Source organism: Arthrobacter wenxiniae (assembly GCF_013376105.1).
Classification (GTDB): Bacteria; Actinomycetota; Actinomycetes; order Actinomycetales; family Micrococcaceae; genus Specibacter; species Specibacter wenxiniae.
Genome location: NZ_JAAMFM010000002.1, coordinates 108,065 through 121,658 on the forward strand (window position 1 = coordinate 108,065; position 13,594 = coordinate 121,658).

11 protein-coding genes are annotated in these 13,594 nt (G+C 68.1%); 9 read left to right on the forward strand and 2 right to left on the reverse strand.

Annotation, left to right across the window (positions count from 1 at the left end; translation table 11 throughout):
- Nucleotides 1-34 precede the first annotated feature (34 nt).
- Entirely contained in the window at nucleotides 35-1,723 is a 1,689-nt protein-coding gene (locus G6034_RS02190; protein WP_246295227.1) for an NERD domain-containing protein, read from the forward strand.
- Between the two features lie 196 nt (nucleotides 1,724-1,919).
- Nucleotides 1,920-2,402, forward strand: coding sequence for a hypothetical protein (locus G6034_RS02195; RefSeq protein WP_176633464.1), 483 nt, complete (start codon nucleotides 1,920-1,922; stop codon nucleotides 2,400-2,402).
- 35 nt (nucleotides 2,403-2,437) lie between these two features.
- Here G6034_RS02195 and G6034_RS02200 read toward each other — a convergent pair whose 3' ends face one another.
- The gene (locus G6034_RS02200; RefSeq protein ID WP_176633465.1) at nucleotides 2,438-3,703 is read right to left on the reverse strand and encodes a Fic family protein; all 1,266 of its coding nucleotides are present in this window, start codon (nucleotides 3,701-3,703) and stop codon (nucleotides 2,438-2,440) included.
- 296 nt (nucleotides 3,704-3,999) lie between these two features.
- On the opposite strand from G6034_RS02200, the gene G6034_RS02205 reads away from it, so the two are divergent.
- From G6034_RS02205 to G6034_RS02220, 4 genes are all read left to right on the forward strand, one after another.
- The gene (locus G6034_RS02205; protein ID WP_176633466.1) at nucleotides 4,000-7,230 is read left to right on the forward strand and encodes a glycosyl hydrolase family 95 catalytic domain-containing protein; all 3,231 of its coding nucleotides are present in this window, start codon (nucleotides 4,000-4,002) and stop codon (nucleotides 7,228-7,230) included.
- Between the two features lie 235 nt (nucleotides 7,231-7,465).
- The gene (locus tag G6034_RS02210; protein ID WP_246295228.1) at nucleotides 7,466-8,119 is read left to right on the forward strand and encodes a transmembrane-type terpene cyclase; all 654 of its coding nucleotides are present in this window, start codon (nucleotides 7,466-7,468) and stop codon (nucleotides 8,117-8,119) included.
- A gap of 414 nt (nucleotides 8,120-8,533) precedes the next feature.
- On the forward strand, nucleotides 8,534-9,019 hold the full coding sequence (locus tag G6034_RS19650; RefSeq protein ID WP_246295229.1) for a hypothetical protein: 486 nt from the start codon (nucleotides 8,534-8,536) through the stop codon (nucleotides 9,017-9,019).
- Complete coding sequence (locus tag G6034_RS02220; RefSeq protein WP_176633467.1) at nucleotides 9,016-10,113, forward strand: pyridoxal-phosphate-dependent aminotransferase family protein; 1,098 nt, start codon at nucleotides 9,016-9,018, stop codon at nucleotides 10,111-10,113. Before G6034_RS19650 ends, G6034_RS02220 begins: the two co-directional genes overlap by 4 nt.
- A 24-nt stretch (nucleotides 10,114-10,137) precedes the next feature.
- Here G6034_RS02220 and G6034_RS02225 read toward each other — a convergent pair whose 3' ends face one another.
- Nucleotides 10,138-10,566 carry a hypothetical protein gene (locus G6034_RS02225; protein WP_176633468.1) on the reverse strand — a complete coding sequence of 143 codons (429 nt, stop codon included), beginning with the start codon at nucleotides 10,564-10,566 and terminating at the stop codon, nucleotides 10,138-10,140.
- Nucleotides 10,567-10,785: 219 nt separating this feature from the next.
- Between G6034_RS02225 and G6034_RS20055 the strand changes: the two genes are divergently transcribed.
- The 3 genes from G6034_RS20055 (at nucleotide 10,786) to G6034_RS02235 (ending at nucleotide 13,591) form a co-directional block, all read left to right on the forward strand.
- A complete protein-coding gene (locus G6034_RS20055; RefSeq protein ID WP_281375368.1) occupies nucleotides 10,786-10,908 on the forward strand; it encodes a hypothetical protein in 123 nt (40 codons plus the stop codon).
- Between the two features lie 79 nt (nucleotides 10,909-10,987).
- Nucleotides 10,988-11,149, forward strand: a complete 162-nt coding sequence (locus tag G6034_RS02230) for a hypothetical protein (RefSeq protein ID WP_176633469.1) — start codon at nucleotides 10,988-10,990, stop codon at nucleotides 11,147-11,149.
- A gap of 579 nt (nucleotides 11,150-11,728) precedes the next feature.
- On the forward strand, nucleotides 11,729-13,591 hold the full coding sequence (locus G6034_RS02235; protein WP_176633470.1) for a S1 domain-containing protein: 1,863 nt from the start codon (nucleotides 11,729-11,731) through the stop codon (nucleotides 13,589-13,591).
- Nucleotides 13,592-13,594: the final 3 nt, after the last annotated feature.

The following is a 13,594-nucleotide window of genomic DNA, read 5'->3' on the forward strand; positions in this document are numbered from 1 at the left end:
GCAGCATGTCAAATCGGGTAGCTTGGATTTGTCTTTGATTTCGTCGAAGGGAACCCCGTTGCGCCTCATCCCGCCAGACCACGATTTCAGCGAGGGCCAGTTTGCCGAGAAGGTGGTGTGGGACCTCCTGAAGGCCGAGCTGCCGGACGACGTTGTCCTGGCGCACTCGGTGCAAGTCCGCAATGGCCGGGCGGAACATGAGATCGACATTCTGGTCCTGTGGCCCGGCGTCGGACTCGCCGCGATCGAGGTCAAGGGCGGGCTTGTGACCAATGAGCGCGGACAGTGGTTTCAGTCCGGCGGGCCCGACGGGAAACGGAAGTTGCCGGACCCGCTCGCGCAGTCCCAAGGGTCAATGCACGCCTTCAAGGAATGGCTCCAAGACCAACTCGGCTCACACCTGACCAGCCGCTTTGTTTACATGGCGGCGTTCCCCTACTCGAAGGTCCCCACTGAGTGGGTGAGGGCCGGCAACCCCCGCGCCCTCATCCTTGACCAGGACGACTGCAGGAACCCGGCCGAGCTGATCCGTCACGCGATTGAGTCCGAAGGCGGCGGGACGGGACCTTTGGCGCCGTCGTTCCTGGAACGCATCGTGCCGAGACTCGAGGGAAATCTCGACCAGCCCGACACGCCCGCAACCGGACAGGGCGAACTGGAGGACCACCAGGACCAGCTGACGGAGCGGCAGGGGGTATTGCTGGCTGCGACGCGGTCGCTCACCCGGGTCAGGTTCACGGGTGGTGCCGGAAGCGGCAAGACCTGGCTCGCGCTGCAAAAGGCAAAGCAATTGTGCAAGGACGGCAAGCGGGTGGGACTTTTCTGCTACAACAAGGGTCTGGGCATGTACTTCCAGCTTCAGGTGGCCCGGTGGAAGAGCGCCAGGCCCGCATTCACCGGCGAGTTCCACGAGTACGTGCTCTCACTCGGCGTGCCGGAAGGCGCAGGCCAGGACTATTTTGACGTCGAAATGCCGCGGCTGCTCAAGGAACTGGCCGACGGCATGCCACCTGGCGACAAGTTTGACGCGATCATCGTGGACGAGGCCCAGGACTTCGCGCCGAGCTGGTGGGACGCCCTGCGGGCCTGCCTCAAGGAGCCGGACGCGTCGGAACTCTACGCCTTCATGGACGGCCGGCAGGATGTGTACCAGCGTTGGAGTTCTGCAGCGGCCCTGCAGGACCTGGTCCCGATCCACGTTGACGACAACCTGCGCAACACGAGGAAGATCGCAGAGACGTTCAAGGGTTTCGCGGGGGACAAGTTCACGCCCCGGGGCAGCACGGGCCTGGCCGTCCGGCGCGTCGAATGCTCACCAGAAGACGCCATGGACGTGGCCAGCGACTGCGTTGACGCCCTGATCGAGGACGGCTGGGCCAAGAACCAGATCGCCCTCCTGACCACCAAGTCGCGCCACCCGATCCACCAGGAGCACTTCGAGAACGGCACCCTCGACGAGTATTGGCGGGAATTCCATGCCAACGAAGCCGAGTTTTACGGCCACGTCCTGGGGTTCAAGGGCTTGGAGCGATCGGTCGTGATTCTCTGCGTGGATGGTTTCCGCGACATTGAGCGCGCTGCAGAGCGCTTGTACGTGGGGTTGTCGAGGGCGCGGACCCTGCTGGTGGTGGTCGGCGACTCAGAACAGCTTCGCCACGCCGGCGGGAACCAGCTGGACCTCGCCCTGGCGCGGGCGCAGCGGTGGACACCCTCCGCCGAATGACGCCAGCATTGTTGAGCGCTGCGGCCGGACATGAGGTTCGGCAGGAAGGACCGCCTCCCGCGGTGCGGGCCACCAGCGGCAGGCGCCGCGGCCGGCGTCGTTCCTCAGGAAAATCCAGCCCGGCCGGCCGGGCCTAGAGTTGGGGGAAGGGCCGCCGGGCGCCACCGGACGGGCTGATGACTATGGAGGCTTCCGCGTGACACTGACTTCAAGCGCCGCCGGCGGGACGGTGCTGATCGCCGACTTTGTGAACGTTGACGCCGCCGGCAAGGTTAACATTGTTGGCGGCGGCATCCAGTTCCTGGGGTTCGACCCCGGGACCGGGCTGACCGCGCCGTTCTACGTGTTCGCCAACATCACCGTGAGCATTCCATCCGTCGAGGCGGCGCAGGCCACGGTTGAAGTGATCCTGGTCGACGCGGACGGGCAGCCCGTGACGCTCGCCGGGCCCGAGGGGCAAGGCACCGTCCGGGTCCACCAGGACGTGGACTTCCGGCACAAGGCCGCGCCGGGCCAGCAGCGGCCGCCCATGGGCTTTCCGGGCAGTTCAAACCTGGTGCTCGCATTTCCGGGCGGGCTGCCGCTGTCCGCCGGGTCAAGCTACGAGTGGGTGGTGCAGCTGAACGGCACGCGGCTCACGTCCACCACGTTCTTCGTGCCGGGGCCGGTGGCGGGGTAGGGAAGGCTTTCCGTTCATGCTTGGGCCATCGACCGTTACGGCTTGACGCGGCGCCCTGACCTGTCCGCGAAAGCGTCAAGAGCATCAAGCATGGCCGGAGCCCGCCAGAACCTGCCCTGCTTGAACTTGTCGACGCCGACGACAATGCCGACGCTTTCCAGTTCATCCATGGCGCGCTTGGCGCGCCGATAGTCGAGCCCGAGCTTGTCCTGCAAGGCGACTGCGTTGACGACCGGTTGGCGCTCGAGCAGATCCAGGACTCTCCACACCGCAGCATCCTTGCGGGCGAGAACCAGTTCCTGCCAGGAGGCTGCAATGGCTGAGACGTCAGCGGCCAGCGTGGTGCCGTTCTCAATTGCCAGGAACGAGGCCTCGGCGCACTGTGTGATGATGGCGTCGGGTTCGCCCTCACGGTATGCAGTCAAGGCCTCGTGATAACCCCTGACATTGGCGAGCAACCCCGATGAAACTGGCACCGTCACCCGGGAAGCCGTGCCACGGTGCTTGAGCATGGCGTGCATCAGGGCCCGACCCGTGCGTCCGTTGCCGTCAGTGAACGGGTGAATCGTCTCGAACTGGGCATGCGCGACGGCGGCTTGGACCACGACCGGAACATCTGTCCGGCGGGCGTAGGCCATGACATCATTCATGAGCTCCGGAACACGTCCATGGGCCGGTGCGATGTAGGTGGCGCCGATCGGTGAAACGACGCTGGTACCAATCCACACCTGCTGTTGGCGCCACTGGCCGGCGACATCCTCATCTGCGGTCCCAGCCATCAGTGATTCATGCATTTTCAAAACAGAGGACGGATCCAGGTCATGGGCTGCCGCCAAGGCTGTTTCCATCGTCCGCACATTGCGGACGACTTGGGTGGCGTTGACCCTGTTGGTGGAGCCAAGCTCCGCTTCGCCCAGGCTCCTGGCACTTGCCGTGAGGTTTTCGATCCTGGATGATGCCGCCGATTCGCTGCGCAACAGGAGCGTGGCGAACGGTGCAAGATGCTGCCCATAGCGTTCGTCGAAGCGTGCGATCGCGATGGCTGACTCCTCTGCCAAGGCCGCTGCGGTGCTGGATGGCTGGTACCGGGTACCGGCAATGAAAGGTGGGATGAAGGCCCGGTAGGTTTGGCCGCTGAGATTGCGGAAGCTCATGCTCTGCTCCATGATCTGCGCCCGTCCCTCCCAGATCAGGGTGTCGTAGTCTCCCGGTGGCCACGACGAACCATCAGTGGTTGGTGGATTTTCCTGGTGTTGCTCGAAATCAAGGCGCTGTTCGCGGGGTCGCGGCTGGGGCTCCATGGGGACCTATCTGTCAGAATCAAATGCCTCTGATGACAATTAGATATTTATCTGTCAGAATCTGCAATGCATTGTGACAGTTCGCCTGCGTTGGCAGGACGGACCGGGGCCGCGGACCTTGGACCGGCTGCCGCCAACCGGCCGCCCGCCACCAAAGCTAAAATGTGTCGCGGATCTCAGGTGGCTATAGACATCCGATGTATGGTCTGTAAGGCTTACTTCGTTATGCATACCATTCGCTATATCCGCGCATGCGTGCAAGCTAACACCCGACCAATGCAGTTCAGGAGTTATCCATGACTTATGCAGGCCCCAATCGATGCCAGCTACTCAAGTTTGGGGGCGCGGTGGCACTGATCCCGCTGGTCACCCAGCTCATCTCCCGGCCGGCGGGCGCCGCGAGCCAAGCCGCCGGCGCCGCCCCGGCCGCCCTCCCCGCCGTCGCCCTGCTCCCCCACCCGGCGCTGTCCAGCCACGCCCTCTGGTACCAGCTGCCCGCCACCGACTGGCAGTCCGGCGCGCTCCCCATCGGCAACGGCCGGCTCGGGGCCATGTTCTTCGGCGACCCGTCGCGGGACCGCATCCAGTTCAACGAGCAGAGCCTGTGGGGCGGGCTGAACAACTACGACAACGCCCTGGCCGGGCTGGACGATGGGGCCTACGACACCTCCGTGACCGGGTTCGGCTCCTACCGGACCTTCGGCGAGCTGGTGGTCGGCTTCGCCGGGCAGCCCGTGGTCACTGCGCCGGGCGGCCCCTACAACAACTCTGCCTCGGAAACCTTCACGGCCACCCTTGACGGCAACCCGGCCACCAAGTGGTGCATCGACGGCCCGCCGCCCACGGTGACCTGGCAGGCCAAGCTGCCGTCCGCCGTCGTGGTTTCCAAATACACCCTGACCAGCGCCAACGACGTCCCCGCCCGCGATCCCCAGCAGTGGGCGTTCTCCGGCTCCAACGACGGCGCGCAGTGGACGGCCCTGGACACCCGCACCCTGTCGGCGCCGTTCGAGAGCCGCCTCCTGGCCAAGGACTTCACAGCCGCCAACACCGCCGCCAACAGCTGGTACAGGTTCGACTTCACCCCGAAGGCCGGCGTCAGCCACTTTCAGGTCGCGGAGATCGCCCTGGGCGGCGTCAGCTTCGGCGGCCAGTCCGCGCTCTACCTCTCCTCCCCCACGGGCCAGGCCGACGGCGACGGCAGCGGCGCCGACGTCATGCGCACGCTCGACGGGAGCGCCGCGACGGCGTGGGTGGCCCCCAAGCCCGGGGCCGGCGTCGTCTGGCAGGCAGACCTCGGCAAGGGCCAGGCGCTGACGTCCTACTCGCTCACCTCCGCCGCGGACACCCCCGCGGAGGACCCCACCGCCTGGACGCTGGAAGGCTCCAGCGACCGCCTCGCCTGGACCGCCCTGGACAGCCGGCAGCCCGGCGCGCCGTTCGCCTCGCGCGGGGAAACGCGCACCTTCACGCTCGCCGGCACCAAGGCGTACAGCTCCTACCGGCTCACCCTCCGCGGTGCGGCCGGCGCCGCCAATCTGCGCCTTGCCGGCGTGGGGCTGGCCGGCCCCGGCTTCGATTCGGGCAAGGCCTCCGCCCTGGCCGAGTACCGGCGGGCGCTGGATCCGGCGGTGGGTGTCCACGTCACGCAGTTCGGCACGGCCGGCAACCGGGTCATGCGGGAGGCCTTCGCCAGCCGGGCCGCCGACGTCATGGTGTTCCGCTACGAGACCGAGCGGGCCGGCGGGCTTACGGGAACCATTTCACTGACCTCCGGCCAGGACGGCGCGCCGACCACGGCCAGCGCCGCCGCCGGCGCGTTGTCCTTCGCCGGCACCATGGCCAACCAGCTCAAGCACGCCGCCACCCTGCGGATCGTGGACACGGACGGCACGCTCACGGCCGACGGCGCCTCCCTGCGCATCGCCGGCGCACACACCATGACGCTGCTCCTGGACGCCCGCACCAACTACAAGCTCGACGCCGCCGCCGGCTGGCGCGGCGCCGACCCCGGGCCGGGCATCGCCAAGGCCCTCGCCGCGGCCGCCGCCCGCACCTACCCGGACCTCCGCGCCGGGCACCAGGCCGACGTCGCCTCCCTCATGTCCCGCGTCTCCGTCAACTGGGGCACGACGCCGGACCCCGTTGCCCAGGTGCCCACGGACCTGCGCCTTGCGGCCTATGGCGCCGGGGCGGAGGACCCCTCGCTGGAACAGGCCATGTTCACTTATGGCCGCTACCTGCTCATCGGATCCTCCCGGCCCGGCGGCCTCCCCGCCAACCTGCAGGGCCTGTGGAACGACAGCAACTCGCCGGCCTGGGCTTCCGACTACCACACCAACATCAACATCCAGATGAACTACTGGGGCGCGGAAACCACCAACCTTTCCGAGTCCCACGAACCGCTCATCGACTTCATCGGCCAGGTGGCCGTGCCGTCCCGGACGGCCACCCGCAACGCGTTCGGCAAGGACACGCGCGGCTGGACGGCCCGGACCAGCCAGAGCATCTTCGGCGGCAACTCCTGGGAATGGAACACCGTCGCGAGCGCCTGGTACGGCCAGCACGTCTACGAGCACTGGGCCTTCAGCCAGGACAAGGATTACCTGCGCAAGACGGCCCTGCCCATGCTCAAGGAAGTCTGCCAGTTCTGGGAGGACCGCCTGGTGCAGGACGCCAACGGGCTGCTGGTCTCCCCGAACGGCTGGTCCCCCGAGCACGGCCCCCGCGAAAACGGCGTCATGTACGACCAGCAGATCATCTGGGACCTGTTCCAGAACTACATCGACTGTGAGGACGCCGCCAAGGACGACCCCGCCTACCGGGCCCGGGTGGCCTCCCTCCAGTCCCGCCTGGCGCCGAACAAGATCGGCAGGTGGGGCCAGCTGCAGGAATGGCAGGAGGACATGGACAGCCCCACGGACATCCACCGGCACACCTCGCACCTCTTCGCGGTGTACCCGGGCCGCCAGATCACCCCGGCGGCCTCGCCCGACTTTGCCGCGGCCGCCCTGGTGTCCCTGAAGGCCCGGTGCGGGGAGAAGGACGGCATGCCCTTCACGGAGGCCACGGTCTCCGGCGACAGCCGCCGGTCCTGGACCTGGCCGTGGCGCGCCGCCCTGTTTGCCCGGCTGGGCGAGGCCGAGCACGCCCGCCTCATGCTCCGGGGGCTCCTGCGCTTCAATACGCTGCCCAACCTGATCTGCAACCACCCGCCGTTCCAGATGGACGGAAACTTCGGCATCACCGGTGCCGTGGCGGAAATGCTGATCCAAAGCCACACGGGCACCATCCACCTGCTCCCGGCCCTGCCCGCGGCGTGGCAGGACGGCTCGTTCACGGGCCTGCGCGCGCGTGGCGGCTACGAGGTCGGCTGCACCTGGGCTGGCGGCAAGGTCACCTCGGTGACGGTGGTGGCCGACCGCGCCCCGAACCAGGGCAACATCACGGTCCGGATGAACGGGCAGGAGTACAAGGTCAAGCCCACCCAGCCCGGCCACAAGACCAAGCCCTTCTCCCCCAGCTAAAACCGACGCTCGGTTGCAACCGGGGGCGTTTTACCCGACGCTCCCGCACCTTTGTGCGGGAGCGTCGGCTTTTTGGCGGGAGTGGAGCACGGCGCCGGGTGAGGGAGGCACAAACTGGCGTGCCGGCGTCGTGCTTCCGGGGCGGGCACGCCTTCGCCCGCAACACCATTGAGCGGGTGGGGTTATTGCAGTACATTCGTACGACGTGTTGGGTGGACCCGCACCGGTAGGAGCAATGATGAACCTCTTCCTCACCCTGTTGAGCGGGCTCGCATGGACAATCGTCTACCTTGAGGCCATCCGGCTCGGATTCCGGTACAAGACCTATGCGATGCCGGTCGCCGCCCTGGGCCTGAACATTGCATGGGAATGGATCTACGCCGTGCACGGCCTCGCCAACGATCCGCAGGTGCAGGCCTACGTGAACCTGGTCTGGGGCCTGACTGACGTGGTGATCCTGTACACGTTCTTCCGGTTCGGGCGGAATGAGTTCCCGAAATTCATTCCGCGGCTGCTTTTCATCGCGTGGGGAGTGGGGATCGTTGCGAGCTCATTGCTCATCCAAGGGCTGTTCATTGCCGAATTTGGCATGGCCGGCATGAGAGCCGCCCAGTACAGCGCGTTCCTCCAGAACCTGCTGATGTCCGGGCTGTTCATCGCCATGTTCGTTGCCCGGCGCGGGCCCCGCGGGCAGAGCCTGGTGATCGCCGTGGCGAAATGGATCGGCACCCTCGCCCCCACCATCCTGCTCGGCTTCCTCGGTGGCTCCCTCTTTGTCATCGGCATCGGCCTGCTCTGCTCCGTGTTCGACCTCGCCTACATCGGACTGCTGGTCTGGGCGCGGCAGAGGCCGCGGATCTTCGCGGAACAGCTCGCGGCCGTTCCCTGATGGCACGGCCGTACCGTGACGGTATGATCCTCGTACCGGGACAGGACTTTCAGCGGAGGGATGGAACCATGCCACGGACTTCAGGCAGCCCGACACGATCCAACGATCTGGCACGCCAAATCGTGGTGGCAGCCAGCGCAGTCCTTGCCTTGGCCGGATCCTTCATCGGCTCCGGGGCGGCGGGGGGCACCGAAATCAAGGATGCCTCCAACGGGGCCCTGGCCGCCGATGCCACCTTGATTGCCCCCGGCGGTCCGGCGTTCGCGATCTGGAGCGTGATCTACCTCGGGCTGGTGGCCTATGCGGTGTGGCAGTTCCTCCCCGCCCAGCGGACGGCGGCCCGCCACCGGTCGCTCGGCTACCCGGCGGCGGCCTCCCTCCTGCTGAATGCGGCCTGGATCCTCAGCATCCAGTTTGACCTGCTGGCTCAGCATTCCCATCATCGTCGCCCTGCTGGCCGTGCTGGCCTGGATCTTTGTGCTGTTGCGGCGCAGCGAGCCCCTGGGAGTCCTCGACGCAGTGGTCACCGACGGCACGATGGGCCTCTATCTGGGCTGGGTGTGTGTCGCGACGGCGGCCAACGTGGCCGCGGTGCTGGTGGCGGCAGGCTTTGACGGCTTCGGGATCGACCCGAATGCCTGGGCGGGCGCCGTGCTGCTGGTGGCCGCCGCCGTCGGCGTTGCCCTGGCCCTCTACGGCCAGGGGCGCCTCGCACCGTCATTGTCGCTGTGCTGGGGCCTTGCCTGGGTGGCTGCAGCCCGCCTCGGCGGGGACCTGCACTCCACGCCGGCCGCTGTCACGGCCCTTGTGGGAGTGGTGGCGGTCCTCGCCGTCACGGCGGCGGCCCGGCTGCGGCCTATGCTGGCAGCAACGCCCCCGACACAAAGGAACGCCCCATGACCGAGACCCTCACATACCGCCACCTGTTCGGGCCCGGCCCCAGCAACTGCTACCCAGAGGCCATCGCCGCGCTGGGCCACCCGGTCCTGGGGCACCTTGACCCGCTGTTCATCGAGATCCTGGACCGCGCCTGCGAGGGCCTCCGCCAGGTCTGGGGCACCGGAAACGCCCGCACACTGCCCCTGAGCGGCACGGGCTCGGCCGGCATGGAGGCCGCGTTCGTGAACACGGTGGAGAAGGGCGATGTGGCCGTGATCGCGGTCAACGGGCTCTTTGGCGAGCGCATGTGCGAGATCGCCCGGCGTGCCGGCGCCGAGGTGGTGCGCGTGGACCACGAATGGGGCCGGCCGATCGACCCCGAGCGCGTCGCCGCCGCCCACCCGAGCCCCAAGGTCATCGCCGCCGTCCATGCCGAAACATCCACCGGCGTGCTCTCCGACATCGCCGCGCTGGGCCAGCTCAAGGGTGACGCCCTGCTCATCACCGACGCCGTCACCTCCATCGGCGGCCTGGAACTGCTCGCCGACGACTGGGGCATCGACGTCGGCTACGCCGGCACGCAGAAGTGCCTGGGCGTGGCGCCGGGCCTGGCCCCCTTCACCATTTCCGACGCCGCATTCGAGCGCCGCGTGAAGGACCCCCAGTCGTGGTACCTGGACATCGGCCTGCTGGGCGGCTACGCCGGCGCGGCCAGCGGCAGCAAGCGCACCTACCACCACACGGCCCCGGTCGCCATGATCGCCAGCCTCGAGGCCGCGCTGGGCAGGGTCCTCAATGAAGGGCTCGACGCCGTCCAGGCACGGCACGCCGCCGCCGGACTTGCGCTCCAAAACGGCCTGCAGGAGATGGGGCTGGAACTGTTTGCGGCCGAGGACTCCCGCCTGCCGAGCCTGACCACGGTGCGCGTCCCCCACGGCGTCGATTCCGCCGCCGTCCGCAGCTATCTGCTGGAGAACTTCAGCCTGGAGATCGGCGCCGGTGCCGGCGAATTCGCCTCCACGGTGTGGCGCATCGGCATGATGGGACCAAACGCGAACCCGGCCTCCGTGGTGCTGGTGCTGGGGGCGCTGAAGGAGGCGATCGCAAAGGCGTAGCCGGCGGGCACGCCCCGGCGCCGCCTATCGCTCGTACGGCTGGTCCAGGTTCGCATTCGCGAAGGCACGCACCGACGCCTGGCCGTCGAACTGGTCCCAGATCCGGACGGCACCCTTCGTCACGTGGATGACCCCGACAACCGGCGGGTCGAGTGGCACGTCGGCAACCCAGCCGCCGTCGTGCCGGAACTCCACCGTTCCCCGCACCGAATCACGCTTGGCCAGGCTGACGGCATGGCCGCGCGCCGCGGTCAGAAAGTACTCAACCGGCCCGGGCACGTAATCCTCGCGCGGGTCCCAGCGGAAATACGGTTCGTCATCCAGCTTGTCCAACGAGTCAGCCAGGACGTCCGGATCTCCGAGGTGGTCGATCGAGGACATTTCCCCCGGCGTCAGCTCCAGCTCCGCCCGGATGGCGCGCAGATCGCCCCAGGTGGTTCCCCTCAACATCATGGCTGTCCCCGTCCTCGTCATTGGTGCCCGGCCCATTGCCGAGAATCAGACCAGCTGCGCCGGGCGCCGTCAACCCGGCGCGCGAAAGTTTTGTAACTCCGGTCTTGTCAAGGGGCGCTTTTGCGAAATTTTTGTAACTCCCGCCGCCCGATGTCGGACCCTGCTTTTGCCTGATGCAACCATCACACACCGGTGGGCACAGCGGGAAAAGGGGACACCATGACACAGCTGACGGACTTGCCGCTGATCCCCGCGGCGGAGGACTGCGGTTTCCTCCACCCGTGGCAGCAGGAAGACCTGGACGCACCGGCAGCCGCGGCCGAGCCCGACGCCCAAGCGTGAAATTTGGTTGCGGGCCGGCGCCCGGACAGGCGGCGTGCCCGCCGTGCACCCGGGCCGGAAGCCGGGCTATCCTGACTCCATGAGCAAGCATCCTGACCGCGACAACGCGGACCTGACCCACGACATCCCGGACGCCGATCCCCTGGCCGAGGTCTATTCCGAAATGGTCACCCCGGACATAGCGGAAATGAACGAACACGCGGAGAGGCTGGCCGGGGAAAAGGACCCCGACCGTCCCTGAGCCGGCAGCCAGCGACGTCGAAACTGCGCAGGATGACGTTTCGGATTATTGAGGCCGATAAAATCGGGCTCAATAATCCGAAACGTCATCCTCAGCGACGCGGGACCGGGTTCCGCCATGCGGGCCCCTCGCGTAGTGTGAAGAAAAGCAGGCCGCAGTCGCCTTGCCACGGTGCAGTTGACGCGGCCACCACCTGTAAGGAAGGAACCCGGGCCATGTCCCAGCGCAGCACTTCATCGATTCCCGACCCCCAGCCCCCGACGCCCGGCCAGCCGCCAATCCCGCCGGACCCCACGCAGCCGGTGGACCCGAACCGGCCGACGGACCCCACGGGACCCACTTCCCCGCCAATCCCGCCCGACCCGCTGGATCCCCCGCACCCCGATGCGCCCGAACCACCCATGCCGCCCGACACGCCGTTTGGGACGCCGGGCAGGGTCATTTAGCCGGCGGATCGATGGATAGTCGGCGCATGGCACCCCCGTGTCCCCGTGCCGAATTGCCGCCCCGTCCGCCCGGCCCGGGGTATTCTGGCTGACACGACAGCCGGGCCGGTGGACTGTGGCGAGAGGAGCCGGGATGCCTTCGCAACGAAAGCGGCACAAGACCAGCTCCGACGTTGCGCCCGAGCCACCCGCCCGCCCCGCGCCCGTCCACCACCTTCCGGGCGCCGCGCTGGCCCGCTACCTGGCCAGTGACACGAGGACCGTCGGAGCCGTGGTCGTCACCTACACGGGCGACTCCGGTTCCAGGCGCATTGACGCCGCCGCCTTGGCCCGGCTCCTTGATGGCGTGGCGGACGTGTATGAGCTGGAAAACGGCATTGAAACTCGCCGACTGCAGGAGGGCCTTCCGGACGGCCTGGAAATCTACGGCACCGGCGCGCGCTTTTATCCGACGGGACCCGACTGGCCGCAGGCAACGCCAGGACCACGGCTGGTGCACCGCTTCACGAACCTGGCCCGGCTCACGGAGGACCTTGCCGCGGAGGCTCGCGGCTCCCACGACCGCCCCGCAGGCCTTCCCAGCTCCCGGGTGTCCGGCGCCCGCGGCCAGCCGGCGGCCCCGAAACCGGCCGCGACCACCGCCACGGGCACGGTCGACGGCTTTGCCGGCGAGGACAACAGCCGGGCCCTGGTCACGCTGGCCGCCACGGGAGGGCGGGCCACCATCCGCGCCGAGGACCTGCTGCCCGGCGTGCCGCTGGACTGGCTGCTCACGCGCGGGCAGCAGGTCACCGGCCTCCTGGACGCCGACGCCCACACGCTGGACATCCATGCGCTGCTGCAGCGGCCGGGATCGCCCGTCACGGTGTACCGCCCGGGCGACGTGGCCCTGGCAAGGGTCAAGTCGGCCCGCGCCAGCTACGCCGTGGTCACGCTGTGGCCCGACGCGGACTTCCGGATCGGGATCGGGAGCATTTCCTCCAACGGACTCGATGCCGCCGAGGACCTGCTCACCGAGGGCGAGGTGGTCCGCGTGCGGGTGCTGTACGAGAACGGCGCCGTGATGCTCTCCATGCTGGACGTGGACGACGACGACCCCCACGTCCCGGCCCCGGCCCTGGTCGCCGGCGGCCCGCCGTGGCTCGACCCGGACCGTCCGTACGCGAGCATCTTTGCACCGCCGGCCGGGACGCCGGCCGCCGGCATGCCGGCCGGTCCGGCCGGCGGGATGCAGGGGGTCGGCGACGGGTCCGGCGTCGTGCCCGGCGTCGAGGGGCCGGCGCTGTCGGCGTCCGAGCGGCGGACGGCGTTGCAGTCGACGCAGATGGAGCTGGAGGCCGCGCGGCACACGATTGAGGTGCTGCTGGCCGCTGCCGACAAGCGCGGGGCCACGGACAAGATGGCCCGGATCTGGCAGGACAAATACGATGCCGAGCGCAGGAAGGCCGATGAGGAGGCCCGTCTCCGAACCGACGCGCTGCAGCAGGTGGAGGCGCTGAAGGCGGAACTGGCCCGCACCAACTCCAAGCTGCGGGGGGCCAAGAAGGTGCTGCGGCAGGCCGCTTCCAAATCGGATTCCGCCCCGGCCGCGCTGTTCGCCGACCCTCGGGACCAGTTCCGCTTTGAGCTCTACAACGAGTGGGCCAGGACGGTTCCCGCCGTGGACAAGGACGCCGAGCCGCTGGGCGCCTTCACCGTGGGGCCGTACTTTCTGGCCTCCCTGGACGTGCTGCCGGCGCCGCAGCGGGCCAAGGCGCTGCGTGCCGTGGTGGACCTGGTGGCGAACCGCGAGGGGCCGCTGCGCAACCGCAAGCCGCACTTCCTGCGCGAAAACGAGGGCGCCCACGCGCCGGCCCGCATGCGCGGCGAGGACGCGTGCTGGCGGCTGTATGTGGAGCAGGGGACGGCGGCGGCGCTGCGGCTGCACTACTGGAAGCTGAAGTCGGGCGGCTTCGAGCTGCACGAGGTTGTGCCGCACGACGACGTGAAGCCCTAAGCT